The sequence below is a fragment of the Streptosporangium sp. NPDC050855 genome (assembly GCF_044456585.1).
GTDB classification, from domain to species: Bacteria; Actinomycetota; Actinomycetes; order Streptosporangiales; family Streptosporangiaceae; genus Streptosporangium; species Streptosporangium longisporum.
In genome coordinates this window covers 584,315-601,718 of record NZ_JBITFY010000001.1, presented here as the reverse complement: position 1 = coordinate 601,718, position 17,404 = coordinate 584,315, and the positions used below count along the sequence as shown (strand labels likewise).

General features: G+C 71.0%; 17 protein-coding genes. 4 read left to right on the top strand and 13 right to left on the bottom strand.

All coding sequences use genetic code 11. The features are described 5' to 3' along the window. Positions 1 to 569: 569 nt before the first annotated feature. Together ACIBCT_RS02850 and ACIBCT_RS02845 are read right to left on the bottom strand one after the other, a co-directional pair. Positions 570 to 1,436: a class F sortase gene (locus tag ACIBCT_RS02850; RefSeq protein ID WP_399185700.1), complete on the bottom strand. Its 867-nt coding sequence runs from the start codon at positions 1,434 to 1,436 to the stop codon at positions 570 to 572. An 11-nt stretch (positions 1,437 to 1,447) separates the two neighbouring features. After that, positions 1,448 to 2,842: a hypothetical protein gene (locus tag ACIBCT_RS02845; protein WP_399185699.1), complete on the bottom strand. Its 1,395-nt coding sequence runs from the start codon at positions 2,840 to 2,842 to the stop codon at positions 1,448 to 1,450. A 273-nt stretch (positions 2,843 to 3,115) separates the two neighbouring features. On the opposite strand from ACIBCT_RS02845, the gene ACIBCT_RS02840 reads away from it, so the two are divergent. Continuing rightward, positions 3,116 to 4,261 (top strand): acyl-CoA dehydrogenase family protein, encoded by a 1,146-nt coding sequence (locus tag ACIBCT_RS02840; protein ID WP_399185698.1) that lies wholly within the window; start codon positions 3,116 to 3,118, stop codon positions 4,259 to 4,261. 121 nt (positions 4,262 to 4,382) lie between these two features. On the opposite strand, the gene ACIBCT_RS02835 is transcribed toward ACIBCT_RS02840, so the two are convergent. Next, positions 4,383 to 4,931 (bottom strand): hypothetical protein, encoded by a 549-nt coding sequence (locus tag ACIBCT_RS02835; protein WP_399185697.1) that lies wholly within the window; start codon positions 4,929 to 4,931, stop codon positions 4,383 to 4,385. Positions 4,932 to 5,034: 103 nt separating this feature from the next. On the opposite strand from ACIBCT_RS02835, the gene ACIBCT_RS02830 reads away from it, so the two are divergent. Further along, positions 5,035 to 5,196: a hypothetical protein gene (locus ACIBCT_RS02830; protein WP_399185696.1), complete on the top strand. Its 162-nt coding sequence runs from the start codon at positions 5,035 to 5,037 to the stop codon at positions 5,194 to 5,196. 86 nt (positions 5,197 to 5,282) lie between these two features. Here ACIBCT_RS02830 and ACIBCT_RS02825 read toward each other — a convergent pair whose 3' ends face one another. From ACIBCT_RS02825 to pdxH, 4 genes are all read right to left on the bottom strand, one after another. Further along, entirely contained in the window at positions 5,283 to 6,059 is a 777-nt protein-coding gene (locus tag ACIBCT_RS02825; RefSeq protein WP_399185695.1) for an alpha/beta fold hydrolase, read from the bottom strand. A 52-nt stretch (positions 6,060 to 6,111) separates the two neighbouring features. Next, positions 6,112 to 8,337, bottom strand: a complete 2,226-nt coding sequence (locus tag ACIBCT_RS02820; protein ID WP_399185694.1) for a SpoIIE family protein phosphatase — start codon at positions 8,335 to 8,337, stop codon at positions 6,112 to 6,114. 117 nt (positions 8,338 to 8,454) lie between these two features. Then, positions 8,455 to 9,159, bottom strand: a complete 705-nt coding sequence (locus ACIBCT_RS02815) for a metal-dependent transcriptional regulator (protein WP_344890183.1) — start codon at positions 9,157 to 9,159, stop codon at positions 8,455 to 8,457. A 343-nt stretch (positions 9,160 to 9,502) separates the two neighbouring features. After that, the gene (pdxH, locus tag ACIBCT_RS02810; protein ID WP_344890186.1) at positions 9,503 to 10,156 is read right to left on the bottom strand and encodes a pyridoxamine 5'-phosphate oxidase; all 654 of its coding nucleotides are present in this window, start codon (positions 10,154 to 10,156) and stop codon (positions 9,503 to 9,505) included. A 169-nt stretch (positions 10,157 to 10,325) separates the two neighbouring features. Here pdxH and ACIBCT_RS02805 point away from each other — a divergent pair, with 169 nt between their 5' ends. Together ACIBCT_RS02805 and serC are read left to right on the top strand one after the other, a co-directional pair. After that, positions 10,326 to 11,432 carry a citrate synthase 2 gene (locus ACIBCT_RS02805; RefSeq protein ID WP_399185693.1) on the top strand — a complete coding sequence of 369 codons (1,107 nt, stop codon included), beginning with the start codon at positions 10,326 to 10,328 and terminating at the stop codon, positions 11,430 to 11,432. 314 nt (positions 11,433 to 11,746) lie between these two features. Further along, the gene (gene serC, locus ACIBCT_RS02800; RefSeq protein WP_399185692.1) at positions 11,747 to 12,856 is read left to right on the top strand and encodes a phosphoserine transaminase; all 1,110 of its coding nucleotides are present in this window, start codon (positions 11,747 to 11,749) and stop codon (positions 12,854 to 12,856) included. 49 nt (positions 12,857 to 12,905) lie between these two features. On the opposite strand, the gene ACIBCT_RS02795 is transcribed toward serC, so the two are convergent. The 6 genes from ACIBCT_RS02795 to ACIBCT_RS02770 form a co-directional block, all read right to left on the bottom strand. Next, a complete protein-coding gene (locus tag ACIBCT_RS02795; RefSeq protein ID WP_399185691.1) occupies positions 12,906 to 13,313 on the bottom strand; it encodes a BlaI/MecI/CopY family transcriptional regulator in 408 nt (135 codons plus the stop codon). Between the two features lie 208 nt (positions 13,314 to 13,521). Then, positions 13,522 to 14,235, bottom strand: coding sequence for a GntR family transcriptional regulator (locus ACIBCT_RS02790; RefSeq protein WP_399185690.1), 714 nt, complete (start codon positions 14,233 to 14,235; stop codon positions 13,522 to 13,524). A gap of 279 nt (positions 14,236 to 14,514) precedes the next feature. Next, entirely contained in the window at positions 14,515 to 15,162 is a 648-nt protein-coding gene (locus ACIBCT_RS02785) for a rhomboid family intramembrane serine protease (protein ID WP_399185689.1), read from the bottom strand. A 146-nt stretch (positions 15,163 to 15,308) separates the two neighbouring features. After that, complete coding sequence (locus ACIBCT_RS02780) at positions 15,309 to 16,073, bottom strand: crotonase/enoyl-CoA hydratase family protein (RefSeq protein ID WP_399185688.1); 765 nt, start codon at positions 16,071 to 16,073, stop codon at positions 15,309 to 15,311. 10 nt (positions 16,074 to 16,083) lie between these two features. After that, positions 16,084 to 16,857, bottom strand: coding sequence for an SDR family NAD(P)-dependent oxidoreductase (locus ACIBCT_RS02775; RefSeq protein ID WP_399185687.1), 774 nt, complete (start codon positions 16,855 to 16,857; stop codon positions 16,084 to 16,086). 33 nt (positions 16,858 to 16,890) lie between these two features. Beyond that, positions 16,891 to 17,259 (bottom strand): STAS domain-containing protein, encoded by a 369-nt coding sequence (locus ACIBCT_RS02770; RefSeq protein WP_399185686.1) that lies wholly within the window; start codon positions 17,257 to 17,259, stop codon positions 16,891 to 16,893. Between the last annotated feature and the right edge of the window lie 145 nt (positions 17,260 to 17,404).

Here is a 17,404-nt window from a genome sequence, read left to right as displayed (position 1 = left end):
CCCCAGTCACCGGCCTCCCGGCCCCCGTACCGTCCCGGTTCCGTCCGGCCCGACCGCCGCTCTCCCCACCCGCGCCCGGCGCCCGGCTCCGCCCGTCCGGGGTCCCGGCCGAACGTCCGGCTGAAGGAGCGCTCGGAGGTGCGCCGGTCGTACCGTCCGGTGTCCGCGTTCGGCCGCCTGACCGTCCAGGCCCCGGCGCGCTTCATCGCCGGTTTCGCCGGCCGCTTGGCGACCCAGCCGGAGGACCGGTCATGCGGTTGTTTCGAGTGCTGGACACCGCCGACGGCCGCCACACCGATGATTACGGCCACGACACCGGCCCGCATGACGCTCACCTGGGCACACCCCCGTCTTGTGATCGGTCGGGGGGCTCACCTGGTACAAACGGCTTCTACCCGGATCGCCCGGGCGGCTAACGAACGCGCCGGGCGCGCCGGGACGATCCACGGCGCGAGTGTGCTTCTCCGGTGAACCGTCCGGGCCCGCGGTCCACGCCCCGGTGGACCCTCCGGGAAGCGGTGCACGGCGCGGGAGCTTCCCCGGCGCCCCGTCCGCGAAGCGGGCGGTGCTCAGGCGCGGCGGGTCTTCGACAGGGTCGCGTAGACGATGATGTTGTCGGTGTAGTGGCCGGTCCTGGCGTTGTAGACGCCGCCGCAGGTGACGAGCCTCAGCGTCGCCTCACCGGTGTTGCCGTAGACCCGCTTCGACGGGAACGCCTTCTTGCTGACCTGCTCCACGCCGTCGACCGTGAACTCCGCGACCGTCCCGTCCGTCCGGGAGACCTTGATCTTGTCCCCGCGCTTGACCTCCTTGAGGCGGCTGAAGACCGCGGCCCCGCGCTTGTTGTTCACGTGTCCCAGCACGACCGAGGGGCCCTGCTGCCCGGGGATCGGGCCGTGCTTGTACCAACCGGCCTGGTTGGGCCGGCTCAGCGGGGGTGTCTGGATCTCCCGCTTGGAGTCGACGCCGAGCGCCATCAGCGGGGCCATCACCCCGATCCTCGGGATGGCCAGGCGGCGGGGCTTCACCCCGTCGCTCTTCAGCGGCTCCGGAGGCTGGACCACGGGCGGCGGCGGGGCCGCCGTGGGAGCGGCCGCCGTCAGCGGGACGTCGAGCCCGCCCGGTCCCACCGAGGACGGCAGCGTCACCCCGGGAGGCTGCTGGTCGGTGACCGGCTGCCCTCCTCCGGGGACCTCCTGCGGCCCCAGGGTGCTGCCCGCCGCCTGCGGCACGGGTGGCCCGTACGGCTCGTCCTGCTCCACCGGAGACAGGTAGGTGAGCAGCCCGGCCATGATCGCGGCCACTCCGCCGAGGGAGCCGGCCACCAGGAGCCCGCCCATCAGCAGGTTCCCCTTGCGCCTGGGCGCGGGGCCACCACCGTTGTAGGGGTCGTGGCCGCCGTGGTACTGGTCGGGGCCGGTGGGTCCTTGGTACATCCGGGCCTCCTTCAGCCGTCCCTCTGGCCTCGCGCGTGTGCCGCTCGCCGCCTCATCAGAGCCACGCCGCCGAGCGCGCTCCCGGCCACCATCGCCGTCCCCGCGCCCAGCAGCCCCAGGCCGGAGGAGCCTCCGCCCGGTGCCTCGCCGGTCTGCGCCCCGCCGCTCGGCGTGATGACCACCTGGGGCGTGGTCGGCGCGGTCCTGGTGGGGATGACGGTGGCGGTCACGGTCAGGGTCGGCCTGGGCGTCGAGGTGCCGCCGTTCGGCCCGGCCGACGGGTTACCGCTCTGGCTGGTGGTCACGGTCGGGGAGGCGGTGGTGGTGGGGGTGCCCGTCGGCGTACCGGTGGGGGTGACGCTGGGAGTGCCGGTCGGGGTCACCGTCGGGCTGCCCGTGGGGCCCGTCGGGGTGACCGTGGGGCTCGCCCCCGCCTCGGAGATGGTGACGTCCACCGAGACCGGTGCGCTGACGAGCGTGCAGGTGGCCCGGTACTCCTCCGGCGGGTTCTGCAGCTCCCTGGTGATCACCCGGAACGCGTCGAGCTGCGCCCACTTCCCGTTCTCCAGGTTCCTGACGTCGATGGTGTGCTTGCCGTACTTGAGGCCGTTGAACCTCCACAGCGTCACCCCGCCCTGGTGCGCGGCGTTCGTCGGCGTGCCGTCGGCGTTCTTCGAGGCGTCGACGAAGGACGGCGTGGCGTCCTGGCCGTCGATCCGGAACCCGACCTGTCCCGCCTCGACGCTGCGCCGGGCGACGTACTCGATCCCGGTGCCGGTGAAGGTGAAGGAGGTCCAGGAGTTCACCTGCTTCGTGCGGTGAAGGTCGCGGCCGTGGTCGCCGATGCTCGGCGGCTGGTCGTTCAGGTCCTGCCAGTCACCCGCCGCGTGGTAGCTCACCCGAGGGTCGTCGTCGTTGACCATGACCTCACCGGCCGGGGGGATGAAGTCCACGAACAGCTTCCGGGGAGTGACCTTGATCTTGCCGGCCTCGGCGGTGTGGGCGGAGTCGGAGATCCCCTCGGGAAGCTTCAGGATCTTGCCGGGCTGGAGCTTGCCGGGCTGGTCGGCGGAGCCCTTCGGCTGCAGGACACCGACCCAGCTCCCGGAGATCTGCACGTTCCCGGTGACCAGGGTCTTGGCCCCGGTCTCGAAGTAGTCGGGCGAGCCGAACCTGGCCGGGTCACCGTTCTTGTAGTTGAGGTCCCAGCCGATGCTGAGCGGTTCACCGACCTTGAGCGTCGTGGGGATCGACACCTTGGTACGGAGGTTCACCGTGCCGCCGTTCAGGGCGATGCCGCCCTTGCAGCTGTAGTCGACCACGAGTTCGGCGTTGCTGGCACCGGCCGCGCCCGAGGGCAGCGCGACCAGCGCGCCGCCGAAAAGGAACAGGGCCGAGACCGCCACGGTCCTAGGGAGCCGAGATCGCCACCGAACCACCACACACTCCGATCACGAAGGCCGCCCTGAACGGGCATACCCATGGCACACCGAGGGTAGATCGTACGGTTTCACCCGTCTTCGCCGCAGCGAGATGATGGGTACGGGCGGATACCGTGGCGCACTTGTGATCTGGACGGATCCCCGCGCACCTCCACGAAGGTCGCGGGAGGCCCGGAACCGGGTGTACCTGAAAGTAACAGAATCGTATTCTGTACCACGGACCCTAGGAGGCACACCGTGCAGCGAGACCTTTTCGAGGAGGAGCACCAGCTCTTCCGGGAGACCGTACGCGAGTTCCTGGCCCGTGAGGTCGCCCCCCACCACGACCGCTGGGAGAAGGACGGCATCGTCCCGCGCGACGTGTGGAAGAAGGCCGGCGAGATCGGGATGTTCGGCTTCGGCGTGCCCGAGGAGTTCGGCGGGGCGGGGATCAGCGACTTCCGCTACAACGCCGTGATCGTCGAGGAGGTCATGGCGATCGGCGCGACCGGCCTGGGCTACTCGCTGCACAACGACGTGATGGCCCCGTACTTCGTGGACCTCACCGACGACGAGCAGAAGGCACGCTGGCTGCCCGGGTTCGTCAGCGGCGAGCTGATCACGGCGGTCGGCATGAGCGAGCCCGGCGCCGGGAGCGACCTGCAGGGCATCCGGACGACGGCCGTGCGCCAGGGCGACCACTACCTGCTCAACGGCCAGAAGACCTTCATCACCAACGGCATCAACTCCGACCTGGTCGTCGTGGTCGCCAAGACCGATCCGGAGGCCAAGGCCCGCGGGATCTCGCTGCTCGTCGTCGAACGGGGCATGGAGGGCTTCACCCGGGGACGCAACCTGGAGAAGATCGGCATGCACGCCCAGGACACGGCGGAGCTGTTCTTCGACAACGTCCGGGTGCCCGCGGCCAACCTGCTCGGCCCGCAGGAGGGGCAGGGCTTCTTCCAGCTCATGGCCAACCTGCCGCAGGAGCGCCTGTCCATCGCGGTGATGGCGGTGGCGGCGGCGGAGACGGTGCTGCGGACGACCATCGAGTACTGCAGGAACCGCACGGCCTTCGGCCGGAACATCGGCAGCTTCCAGAACACCCGGTTCGTCCTGGCCGAGCTGGACACCGAGGTGGACATCGCCCGTCACTACGTGGACAGGTGCATCCTCGCCCTGAACGCCGGAGAGCTCACCGCGGTGGACGCCGCCAAGGCCAAGTGGTGGACCACCGAGCTGCAGACCAAGGTCATCGACCGCTGCCTCCAGCTGCACGGCGGGTACGGCTACATGATGGAGTACCCCGTCGCCAAGGCCTGGGTCGACAGCCGGGTGCAGACCATCTACGGCGGTACCACCGAGATCATGAAGGAGATCATCGGCCGTTCCTTCGGCTTCTGAACGGGCTCCCGACCTGTCTCGGGACCGGCGCCTGGGAACCCGGCCCCGGAGCGGCTTCCGGACCGGTTCGCCCCGGTCCCCGGCCCGGGATCCGGGCCGGCCGGTCCCCGTGCCGGCCCCGTCACTCCTCGGTGATCTTGTCGATCTGCACCGCCACCCCGTCCTTGATCGTCACTTCGGCGAAGAGGACGACGTCCTTCTGCAACGCCTCCTGGAGCTGTTCCATCGAGCAGCTGCGCGGGGCCTTGCCGTTGCTGCAGATCACTCCCTTCGCGTCGTTCACCACCGTGAACGGCAGCAGGAGCGCCTTCACCTCCTGGTCGCTCTCGGGGGTCACCGTGATCGCGTCCACCCCGCGCAGGGCGAGCTGCCCGCGCACCTTGGCGTCGACGCCCCGGCCACCGGGGACGCTCACCGACGGTGACGGCGAGAGCGCGTCGGGCGAGGAGGTCTCGGACGCGGAGGGGGAGAGCGAGGGGACGGCCGAGGGCGAGGCCGACGGCGAGGGAAGGGGGGTCGGGGACGACAGGGACGGGGAGGCGGAGGCGGTCACCGTGACGGTCGCGGTCGGCGCCGCCGCGGACACGCCCACCCCGCCCGAACACGCGCAGAGGCCGGCGGCCAGCATCGCCACCGGCAGGACCCGCGTCATCTTCGATGTTCTGTTCACGAGACGCAACGATCTCATGGGCCGGGCACAACGGTTAACCGGCCGCGGGAACGGCTCCGCCGACGCATACTGGTCAGCGGAGACCTCCACGGGATGGTGACGAATGGACAGCGGGCTGATTCTGCTGGTCTTCCTGGCGTTCCTGTTCGCCTGGGGCCTGAACCGGGTGCGACGCGCCTTCCGGCTCGGCCCGATGGCGTACGCGGGCGTCATGATCGTGTTCGTCGTCGTGATGCTCGCCGTCTGGGGCCAGACCTTCCGCTAGCCGCGCCGCGGACCGGTCCGGGCCTTCCCCGGCCGCGAGCCGGACCGGGGCCTTCCACCGGCCGGGCCCGAGGGGCGGGATCCGCCCTACCCGGACGACGCCTCCAGCAGCACGCGCGCGACCAGCTCGGGATCGTCCGTCATCGGCAGGTGACCGCAGCCGCGCAGCAGTTTCACCCGCTGCCCGGACCACCGGGCGGCCCGGACGGCCTGGCGGCGCACGAGCAGCCGGTCGCGCTCACCCCAGGCGATCGTCACCGGCACCTTGGGCGGCGCGGGAGGCATCAGCCCGGTGAACGAGACCAGGGTCTCGTCGAATCCGGGGGCGTCCCCGAGCGCCTGGAGGGCGGCGAGCAGCGCCTGCGGGGAGAGGTCGGCGGGACGGGCCACCATCAGGCCCGCGGCCAGCGTGCGGCCCAGCGGATCTTCGGCGAGGGCGAGCGCGCGGCCCGGGGGGAGTCTCCTGGCCGAGACCCTGCTCAGGCGCAGGACGGCTCGCGCGTACGCGAGTTCGGTACGGTTCCAGAACCCCGCCGGAGACAGCGCGGTGGCCGAGCGGACCACGGCGCGCGAGGCCAGTTCGAGGGCGACGTAGCCGCCGAGGGAGTTGCCCGCCACGTGAGGGTCGCGCAGGCCCAGGATCGCGAAGAAGGACTCGACCGCGTCCGCCAGGCTCTCGGGCGTGTACGGCGTGCCGGACGGCAGCGGCGGTGACACCCCGAAGCCGGGAAGGTCGACGGCGATCACGTCGCGCTCGGTGGCGAGCCGGTCCAGCACTGGCAGCCATGCCTGCCAGTGATGCCCGATCCCGTGCAGCAGGACCAGGGACGGACCCGTACCTCGCCGTTCGAACGCCAGCTCCATGCCCCGAGTCAACCACCGATCGGGAGCACGTTCCAGCCCGGCCGGCGGTGGCTCAGCGCGACCTGGTGGGGATCTCGAACCAGACGGCCTTGCCCTCCTTGGTGGGGCGCGAGCCCCAGCGTCTGGCGAGCTGGTCGACCAGGTAGAGACCCCGGCCGCCCTCGTCGTTCTCCCCGGCGCTGCGGATGCGCGGCAGCCGCAGGTCCTGGTCGAAGACCTCGACCCAGACCGACTCCCCGCCCCGCCGGAGCCGGAGCGTGAACTCCTTCTCGTTGACGACGTCGTCCTCGAAGCCGGGGACGTCCCAGGACTCGTCGAACGGCAGCGGAGGGCCGTCCATCGACAGTTCCCTGCGCGGGACGCTGGCGGTGGCGGCGTGCAGCACGACGTTGGTGACGACCTCGGAGACCAGCAGGCAGGCGAGCTCGGCCCGCTCCTCGGGGACGTTCCAGCTGACGAACGCCTCCAGGGCCATCCTGCGCGCCTCCCCCACCATGATCGGCTGGGCCGGGAAGGTGCGCTCCTCGACGGCCAGGTCCTCGGAGGCGGACCTGATCACGAGGATGGCCATGTCGTCGTCGATCTCGCCGGGCACCGCGACGGTGGCGACGTCGGCGATGCGCTCGACGGAGGCGTCGCTGAGCTCGGCGAGCTTGCCGCAGAGCTGCGCCAGCGTCTCCTCGACGTCGGGCGGATGGCCGTCGGCGTCGCGGAGGGGGCGACGATCGACGAGCCCGTCGGTGTAGAGGAGCAGGGCCGCCCCGCGGGGCAGCGTGCGCGTCTCCTCCTTGTAGACCAGGTCCGCGTGCAGTCCCTTGGCCCGTACGCCCAGCGGCTGGCCGACCTCGCGGATGTCCAGCTCGGTGCAGGTGTCACCGATGAGCAGCAGCGGGGGGGCGTGACCGGCGTTGGCGAACGACAGCTGCCGCGACCAGGCGTCGTAGACGAGGTACTGGCAGGTGACGATGGGCGGGATGCTGATGTCGGCGCCGCTCTCGTCCTGCTCGGGGGTGGCGATGATGCGCGTCCACTCGTCGAGCCTGGCCAGGATCTCCGCGGGCGGCTTGTCGTCCTGGGCGAAGGCGCGCAGCGCCGCGCGCAGCTGCCCCATCACCGCCGCCGCCTTGGCGCCCCTGCCCTCGACGTCGCCGATGACGATGCCGACCCGGCCCGCCGAGAGCGGGATGACGTCGTACCAGTCGCCGCCGACCTGTGTCTGGATGCCCTGCCCGTGGCTGGCCAGGGGTGCGGCCGGGTAGTAGCGGACCGCGATCTCCAGCCCGTCGAGCTGCGGCAGCGCGCGGGGCAGCAGGTGCTTCTGGAAGGACTCCGCGGTGTGCCGCTCCTCCTCGAACAACAGGGCGTTGTCGACGGCCAGGGCGACCCGGGTGGCGATGGCCCCCACGAAGTCGCGGTCGAAGGCGTCGTAGTGCGGGCTGCGCCGGTCGGTCAGGTTGGACAGCCCCAGGTACATCAGCCCCAGGGTCTCGCCGCGCACGCACAGCGGCGCCACGATGGCCGAGGTCATGCCGATCTCGGCGGCCAGGCGGGTGTTGGCCTCGCCGGTGCTGGGATAGCTGGTCTGGGAGAAGTCCTCGACGAGGATCGTCTCCTGGCGTCGCAGCGCGGTGTCGGCGTAGTGGCCCGCCGGGTAGCGGATCTCCGCGCCGACCGGCGCCCAGGTGTCGGCAGGCGGGCTCCATCCCTGGACGTGGGTGGAGACCCTGCGGACCATCCGGCCCTCCTCCATCAGTTCGATGAAGCAGTGGTCGGCGAACTGCGGGACGAGCATCTCGGCGACGCGCTTGAGCGTCTCCTCGACGTACAGCGAACCGGCGAGGCGCTCGCCGATGCGTTCCAGCAGCCCGAAGCGGTCCTTCTCGCGCTCGTTGCTGCGCATCGCCTCGCGGGCGGTGATGACGATGCCCGTCACCGCTCCCGAGGGATGGCGCAGCGGCACGGCCTGGGCCCGGACGTAGATGATCGTTCCGTCTCCGCGCCTGACGTCGAACGTGCCCTCCCAGACGCCGCCCTTGAGGACGTGCTTGGAGAGCTCGACGGCCAGCGGGTGGTCCTTCTCCATGATGCCCAGGGAGAGGGACGGGTCGCGGGGCCCGGACGTTCCCGGACGTCCGAAGAGCCTTTCCGCGAAAGGGTTCCAGTAGAGCAGGTTGCTGAACCTGTCGGTGACGACCACCGCCATCTCAGCATGGTCCAGGACGGAACCGGCCGTAAGGTGCTCGGCGGCGTCCTGGGAAACATCCCCCCACCGCTTCATCCGGCGACCGCCCCTCGTGGGCGGGTGTGTGCAAAGCGAACCACGGTTGCTCCTGCAGTCTCGGCCTGGGAGCGGAGGGACTCCCGAACGGGATCCAACCGAGCTAAGGGGCCTCGGTCAGCGTGTGGAGACGAAAACGTGAGCTGCAATCTCTCGCGGGAGAACCGCAAGGAAATTGTCCGCCTCGTTATCACCTGTCACCCGCACACCGTCGTCGCTCGCCGCGAGCGTCACCTCGCGTCCGGGTTGTATCCCAACTTGCTTGAGTTTAAGCATCACAGCCGGATCGCTTTGCACTTGTTCGCTAATTCGCCGCACCACAGCGGGTATATCTCTGGGTCCGGCCATCGCGGCCATCGACGGCAGCGTCTCCAGGCGGCCCTCGGGCAGGCCGATGACGCCGAGTTCCTCCAGGCCGGGGATCGGGTTGCCGTGCGGATCCTCGGTGGGATTGTTCAGCAGGCCGACCAGCCGCGCCTCCACCGACTCGGACATGACGTGCTCCCAGCGGCAGGCCTCGATGTGCACCTCCTCCCAGGGCAGGCCGATCACCTGGGTGAGCAGGCACTCCGCGAGCCGGTGCTTGCGCATGACGCGCGTGGCGAGCGTGCGTCCCAGGTCGGTCATGGTCAGGTGCCGGTCGCCCTCGACGCGGACGAGGCCGTCGCGTTCCATCCGGGCGACCGTCTGGCTGACCGTGGGACCGCTCTGCTGGAGCCGCTCGGCGATGCGAGCGCGCAGGGGGACGATGCCCTCCTCCTCCAGCTCGAAGATCGTACGAAGGTACATCTCCGTCGTGTCGATCAGGCCGTGTGCGGTCAAGGTTTCCTCCCGTCCTCTCTCGATGCTACGTCCATGGCGCGGCGTTCCCGGGAGAGCGGCGCGGGACCTTGGAAGTTTGAGAACACGACCCTATTGGGAGAACGGGCCGCGGTGACAAGGGACAGCAACACCGACGGTCATGAAATCCTTCCCGAGCAGCCGGAACGGCCTCCGCGAGGGGTCCGCGACCGGCTCCGGGGACGGCGGGCGGGCGCGGGCCGGCCGGATGCCCGCGAATGAGATCCCCGCCCCGTCCCTCTCCCCCTCAACGGACATATACGGATATATGAATGAATAGAGGGCAGGCTGCCCAGGATCGGGCGTCCGGCCCCGAGGCACGTTCTCAGGGCGCCAGGCGTTCGACCACCCAGGAGGCACCGGAGCGGCGGTAACGGAGGCGGTCATGCATGCGGTCGGTACGGCCCTGCCAGAACTCCACCTCCGCGGGCACCACGCGGAACCCGCCCCAGAAGTCGGGGACCGGCGGGTCGTCGGGCCAGCGCTCCGCCAGCTCCTCGTACCGGTCGTCCAGCTCCTGCCGGGAGTTCACGACCGCCGACTGCCGCGACGCCCAGGCGCCGATCCGCGACCCGTAGGGGCGGGTCCTGTAGTAGGCGGCCGACTCCTCGCGGGGCAGCCGCACCACCCTCCCCTCGACCCGCACCTGACGGCGGATCGAGTGCCAGGGGAACAGCAGGGCGGCCCGCGGGTTCTCCGCCAGGTCCCGGCCCTTGCGCGACTCGTAGTTGGTGTAGAACACGAACCCGTTCTCGTCGTACCCCTTGAGCAGTACGGTCCTGGCCGTCGGCCGGCCGCCCGCCGAGGCCGTCGCCAGCACGGTCGCGTTCGGCTCGGGAAGCCCGGCGTCCACGGCGTCGCCGAACCAGGCGGCGAACTGCGAGACGGGGTCGGGTGCGAGATCGGCCTCCAGCAGAGGCAGTCCCTGATACGTACGGCGAAGTCCCGCCACCGAAGGCGGTCGCGATGCGGCATCCACGGGAAGGTATTCTCGCGTGCCGAGCCGGAAGCCCGTACGGCGCCCCCCACCTGCGGCGATCGCGTTCAGGCGGGTCCGGCGGCACACCGCCTCGCCCCAGGGGGTTGAATATGACCCGCCGGTATCTCGACATCAAGGCTTTGACTTCAAGAAAGGGAGGCGGCCGAGAATGTCCGACTTCAAACCCGGGCTCGAAGGCGTAGTAGCTTTCGAGACGGAGATCGCGGAACCGGACAAAGAAGGGGGCGCCCTCCGCTATCGGGGCGTCGACATCGAAGAGCTGGTCGGCCGCGTCCCCTTCGGGAACGTGTGGGGCCTGCTCGTCGATAACGAGTTCCAGCCGGGGCTGACCCCGGCCGAGCCTTGCCCCGTTCCTGTCCATTCCGGTGACGTCCGCGTCGACGTCCAGAGCGGGCTGGCCATGCTGGCCACCACGTACGGCTTCAAGCCGCTGCTCGACATCGACGACGCGCAGGCCCGCGCCGACCTCGCGCGCGCCAGCGTGACCGCCCTGAGCTTCGTCGCCCAGTCCTCGCGCGGCAAGGACAGGCCCGAGGTCCCCCAGAGCGAGATCGACAAGGGCCGGACCATCGTCGAGCGCTTCATGATCCGCTGGCAGGGAGAGCCCGACCCCCGCCACGTCAAGGCCATCGACGCCTACTGGACGTCCGCCGCCGAGCACGGCATGAACGCCTCCACCTTCACCGCCCGGGTCATCGCCTCCACCGGAGCCGACGTCGCCGCCGCGCTGAGCGGTGCGGTCGGCGCCATGTCCGGGCCGCTGCACGGTGGCGCGCCCGCGCGCGTGCTGCACATGATCGAGGGCGTCGAGCAGGTCGGCGACGCCAAGAAGTACGTGCAGTCCGAGCTCGACAAGGGCCAGCGGCTCATGGGCTTCGGCCACCGCGTCTACCGTGCCGAGGACCCCCGGGCGCGCGTGCTCCGCCGCACCGCCAAGGAGCTCGGCGCACCGCGGTACGAGGTCGCCGCGGCGCTGGAGAAGGCGGCGCTGGAGGAGTTGCACGCCCGCAAGCCCGACCGGGTGCTCGCCACCAACGTCGAGTACTGGGCCGCGGTCATCCTGGACTTCGCCCAGATCCCCTCGTCCATGTTCACCTCGATGTTCACCTGCGCCCGTACCGCGGGCTGGGCCGCCCACATCCTGGAGCAGAAGCGCACGGGCAGGCTCGTCCGCCCCAGCGCCGACTACGTGGGTCCCTCCCAGCGGTCGGTCCAGGACGTCCCCGGGGCCTCCGAGGTCGTCGGCTCCGTCTAGAGATCTCCGCCTCCTCCCTCGCGGCTGCCGCGCGGACGTCCCGCGCGGCAGCCGTCACCGGCCGCCCGCTCCCCCGCGGCACCGGCCCCTCGCGCCCGTCCCGCGCGACGACCGTCCTGCCCGGCATCGCCGCATCGGCCCCTCGCGTCCGTCCCGCACGCTGCCCGTCCCGCGCGGCATCGCCCCTTCGCGACGACCCGTCCCTGCACCCTTCGCGATGACCCGTCCCTGGACGCCGCCCATTTCCTGACACGTCTCGTCTCAGAATCCGGACCCCGTCCTGGAACGCCCCGCGGGCTCAGTAGGCTGGTCAGGTGGCTGACATCGTGATTCCCTCTGACATCAAGCCCGCCGACGGCCGTTTCGGCTGCGGGCCCTCGAAGGTGCGCCCCGAGCAGCTCTCGGCTCTCGCGGCCTCCGGTGCCGCCGTCCTGGGCACCTCTCACCGCCAAAAGCCGGTCAAGTCGCTCGTCGGGCGCGTCCGCGCGGGGCTGTCGGAGCTGTTCTCCCTCCCCGAGGGGTACGAGGTCGTCCTCGGCAACGGCGGCACGACCGCGTTCTGGGACATCGCCGCCTTCGGGCTGATCCGCGAGAGGTCCCAGCACCTGCACTTCGGCGAGTTCTCCTCCAAGTTCGCCTCGGTCGCCGCCAAGGCGCCGTGGCTCGGCGACCCGACCGTGATCAAGTCGGAGGTCGGCAGCCACCCCGAGGCCAGGACCGAGGAGGGCGTCGACGTCTACGCGCTCACCCACAACGAGACCTCCACCGGCGTGGCGATGCCGATCCGGCGGGTGGGCGAGGAGGGCTCGCTCGTGCTCGTCGACGCCACCTCCGGCGCCGGCGGCCTGCCGGTCGAGGCGAGCGAGTTCGACGTCTACTACTTCGCCCCGCAGAAGAGCTTCGCCTCCGACGGCGGCCTGTGGATCGCCCTGATGTCCCCGGCCGCACTGGCCCGGGTGGACGAGATCGCCGCCGGCGGTCGCTACGTCCCCGAGTTCTTCAGCCTGCCGGTCGCCATCGACAACTCCTCCAAGGACCAGACCTACAACACCCCCTCGGTGGCCACGCTCTTCCTGCTCGCCGACCAGATCGAGTGGATGAACGGCAACGGCGGCCTGGCCTGGACGACGGCCCGCACGGCCGACTCGGCCCGGCGCCTGTACACCTGGGCCGAGAAGACCTCCTACACCACCCCGTTCGCCGGGCCGGAGTTCCGCTCCAACGTGGTCGGCACGATCGACTTCGCCGACGAGGTCGACGCCTCGGCGATCGCGAAGGTGCTGCGCGCCAACGGCATCGTCGACACCGAGCCCTACCGCAAGCTCGGCCGCAACCAGCTGCGCGTCGCCATGTTCCCGGCCGTCGACCCCGACGACGTCGAGGCCCTGACCGCCTGCATCGACTACGTCGCCGAGCGGCTGTAGCCGCCGTCCGGGCCGTCTCCCGGGGTCGGGGGACGGCCCGCGGGGCGTCTCAGGGCAGCACGCTCGGGAGGCCGCCCGCCCCGGGGGCGTGCACCCGTTCCCCGGTGCGCCGGGCCAGCTCGTGCAGCAGGCGCAGGGCGTCGTCCGGGGCCACCCCCTCGGCGAAGCGGGAGAGCACCGGTGCCCGGTCCGGGCTGCCCTCCAGGGCGGCGAGCATCAGCCCCGCCACGTGTTCGTCCCGGGAGCGGCTGGCGGTGTAGCGGAAGGCGTTGCGCGCGGGGGCCCTCTCCAGCAGCCCCTTCCTGACGAGGCGCTCGGCGACCGTCTGCACGGTGGTGTAGGCCAGGTTCCGTTCCTCGTCCCGGTTCAGCATGTCCTGTACCTGGCGGACCAGCAGTGGCTGCTTACAGCCCCACAGCACGTCCATGATCGCGCGTTCCAGGGATCCCAGGTTCACCCGCGGCCACCTCTCGAGGATCGCGCCCGGCGGTGACGGCCCTGTGGAACACGTACGGGCACGCCGCCGAGCAGGTCCACACATGAAATTTTGTCATATTGTCACTTAAATACCTCGATGCGGCCATAGCAGATGGCCCTCGACATGATCGTTTGGCCTCTTCCGGACGCGTCCGGCCGGTGAGCGACCACCGGTGAACGGCCGCCGGTCAGAACTGGTCGGCGCCGGTGACCTGCGCGATGGGGAAGACGTGACGCGAGGCGGCGCAGACCGTCTCCAGCACGTGCACCGGGGTGCCGTCCTCGGAGTAGGCGGCGCGCAGGATCCGCACGACCCACTCGCCGGGATCGAGCCGGAGCGTCCCGGCCTCGGACGGGGACGGTGGCCGGGCCACCAGGTGCTCCTCGGCGTGGCCGAACCGGTGGCCGAGCGCCTCGATCGCGGCCTGCAGGCTGGGCCTCAGGAAACCAGGGTCCGCCAGCGGGGTCCCGCCGAAGAGGTCCAGGCGGAGGTAGCTGGTGGCGACGCGTACGGGCACCTCGTCGGCGAACATCATCTTCCTGCGGGCCAGGACCTCCGTGCCGGGCTCGACCCGCAGCGCGGCGGCGACGTCGTCACCGGCCGGCTCGGGGCCGACGTAGAGCATCCTGCGGGTGGGCCGTACGCCCTGGCGGGCGGCCTCGGTGACGAAGAGCGACTCCGAGCCCCGTACCGCGGGCTCGGTGGGGATCGCGCGCCGGACGATCACCCGGGGCCCGCCGGCGGCCTCCCGGCCCGTCCGCCCCGCACGCTCCTCGTGCCCGCCGTTCCGGGTGCGCCCGTCGTGCCCGCCGTGCCCGGGCTGCTCGTCGTGCCCGGTGCGTCCGTCTCGTCCGTCTCGTCCGTCGTCGGCCGGAGCGTCGGTCGCGGTGTCGTCCCCCATGGCCGCAGGTCCTCCTCAGCGATGATGCTCCCGGCCGACCCTATTCGATCCTGAGGGACGCGGACCGCCACCCGGCACCGGAGGCCACCCGGTACCGCGCGGGTCCCCTACGGCGTCCACAGGCCCGTCCGGCGCCCGTCAGGACGAAGGGGGTGAGAGGGCCGAACCGACACGTCCGCTCACCCGATCGGAGCGGGGTGGACGGCCCCTCGCCCGGCGAGCCGTCCCGGCGGACCCAGCGGGCCGTCCCGGCCGGAAGGACCCGGTCCGGGACGCGCCTCAGCGGGCCGGGGAGAGAGCGCGGCGCCTGCGGCGCACCACCCAGGCCGCGAAGACGCCGCCCACGAGCCCGAACAGGTGCCCCTGCCAGGAGATGCCCGCCTCGCCGGGCAGGACGCCCCAGATGATCGAGTAGTAGGCGATCGCCACGCCCACGCCCACGATGATGTCCAGGGCCCGGCGGTCGAACAGCCCTCGGGCGACGACGAAGCCGAAGTAGCCGAAGACCAGCCCGCTGGCGCCGACCGTGAGGGTCTGCGGCGCGCTGGTGAACCAGACTCCCAGGCCGCTGACCAGGACGACGATCAGGCTGGCGGCCAGGAACCGGCCGATCCCGCGCAGCGCGGCCAGGAATCCCAGGACCAGCAGGGGCAGCGAGTTGGCCATCAGGTGGCCGAACCCGGCGTGCAGGAAGGGCGCGAGGAAGATGCCTCCCAGGCCGTCGGGATCCCAGGCCCAGATGCCGTAGACGTCGAACTCCGCAGGAAGGACGTAATCGGCGATCTCGACCGCCCACATGGAGCCGACCATCAGGACGCTGATGATCGCGGCGCCCAGGGCGCCCGCCGCCAGACTTCCCGCCCTGCGCTTCAGGACGGCGCCGGTGGAGCGGCCGACGGGGGTCGTTCCGTGGGCGTGGTCGTTCATGCACTTCTCCCGGCCTCGGAGCGGTGGATGGGCGTCACGTGCCCTCGCCGCACTCGTCCATACCTTTACCGTACGCACTCTTGGCCGTGAACGCGCCAGGCGCGACCCTTTTGGATCGCGCCCGGCGGAAAATCCCTTGAAGGAGGTTACTCGCCCTTCCATTGGGGGGCGCGCTTCTCGGCGAAGGCCGCAGCGCCCTCCATGGCGTCCTTGGAACCGAACACCGGGTTGATGATCTCGCCCTGCTTCCTGAACATCTCCTCCCGGCTCCAGTCCACGGACTCGATGATCACCCGCTTGGTGGCGGCGAGCGCCAGCGGGGCGTTGGCGGCGATCTTCTTCGCCAGCTCGACCGCCGTGGTCAGCGCCTCACCCGCGGGCGTGACGTGGTTGACCAGGCCGAGCTCGTACAGCCGGGAGGCGGGGAAGTGGTCGCCGGTCAGGGCGATCTCCATGGCGACGTGGTACGGGATGCGCCGCGGCAGCCGCATCACGCCGCCCGCACCGGCCACCAGGCCGCGCTTGGGCTCGGGCAGCCCGAACTTGGCCTCCTCGGAGGCGATGATGATGTCGCAGGCCAGCGCCAGCTCGCACCCTCCGGCCAGGGCGTAGCCCTCGACGGCGGCGATGAGCGGCTTCGTCGGCGGCGCCTCGACGAAGCCTCCGAAACCCCTCCCCTCCACCACCGGGAGGTCGCCGGTCAGGAACCCCTTGAGGTCCATGCCGGAGGAGAACGTGCCACCGGCGCCGGTCAGGACGTAGGCGGAGACGTCCCTGCGCTCCTCCATCTCGTCCAGGGCCGCGGCGACCCCGCGCGCGACGGCGCCGTTGATGGCGTTCCTGGCCTTGGGGCGGTTGATCGTGATGACGGCGACGCCGCCGTCCACGTCGACCAGAACCTCGTCAGACACCGGATGACTCCTACTTGGGCTGGAAGCGGATGCCGCCGTCGAAACGGATCGTCTCGGCGTTCATGTAGTCGTTCTCGATCAGCGCGCGGACCAGGTGCGCGAACTCCGACGCCAGGCCGAGACGCTTGGGGAAGGCCACCGGGGCGATGAGCTTGGCCTTGAACCCCTCCGACTCCGGCGAGGTGCCGTAGATCGGGGTGTCGATGATGCCGGGGCAGATGGTGTTGACGCGCACGCCGATGGCGGCGAGGTCACGCGCGGCCGGGACGGTCATGCCGACGATGCCGCCCTTGGACGCGGAGTAGGCCACCTGGCCGGTCTGCCCCTCCAGCGCCGCGATCGAGGCGGTGTTGATCACCACGCCGCGCTGGCCGTCCGCGTCGACCGGCTCGGTCCTGGCGATCGCCGCGGCGCCGATGCGCATGAGGTTGAAGGTGCCGATCAGGTTGACCTCGATGACCTTGCGGTACGAGGCCAGGTCGTGGGGCGAGCCGTCGCGGCCCACGGTCCGGCTGGCCCAGCCGATGCCCGCGCTGTTCACCACGACGCGCAGCGGGCTGCCGACCGCCACCGCCGCGTCCACGGCCGCCTGCACCTGCCCCTCGTCCGACACGTCGGTCTTGACGAAGACGCCGCCGAGCTCGCCCGCCAGGGACTTGCCGCGCTCCTCGTTGAGGTCGGCGATGACGACGGTGGCGCCGTGCGCGGCCAGGTCGCGGGCCGTGGCCTCGCCGAGGCCACTGGCGCCGCCCGAGATGATTGCTGCTGCTCCGTTCAGGTCCATGAGCGGACTTTAACGCGCCGACCGAATGAAGTTCTACTGGGGGTGGGGTAAATCTCCGCCCCGCTGGACCTCGCCGACGGCGCTGCCCACGTCCGGGTAGACCTTGATCCTCCGGTCCAGTCCGGTGGTGCGGAGGATCCTCGCCACCGGCGCCTGGGGGGCCGCCAGGCAGACGCCGCCGCCCTCGCCGGTGGCCAGCCGCCACGCCTCGATCAGCACCGACAGCCCGCTGGAGTCCATGAAGGACAGCGCGGTGAGGTCGAGGACCAGCCGTGAGCCGTCCAGCTTGATCGCCTCACGGACCTCGTCCCGCAGGAAGGGAGCGGTGAACAGGTCGAGCTCACCCTCGACGGCCACCACCACGGTGTCACCGACGGCGCGGCGAGCCAGCCGTAGCTTCATCAGTCCTCCTCGCGCCCGAAGGGCAGACCTACTTTACTTCGCCGTCACTCCGCGCGAGGTCGTGCGCGACTCTTCGGGAGAAGTTCACCCTCGCCACGCCCGCAGGTCCCTGCCCGTCGGCCTCGGCGGCACTTCCGGCACCGTA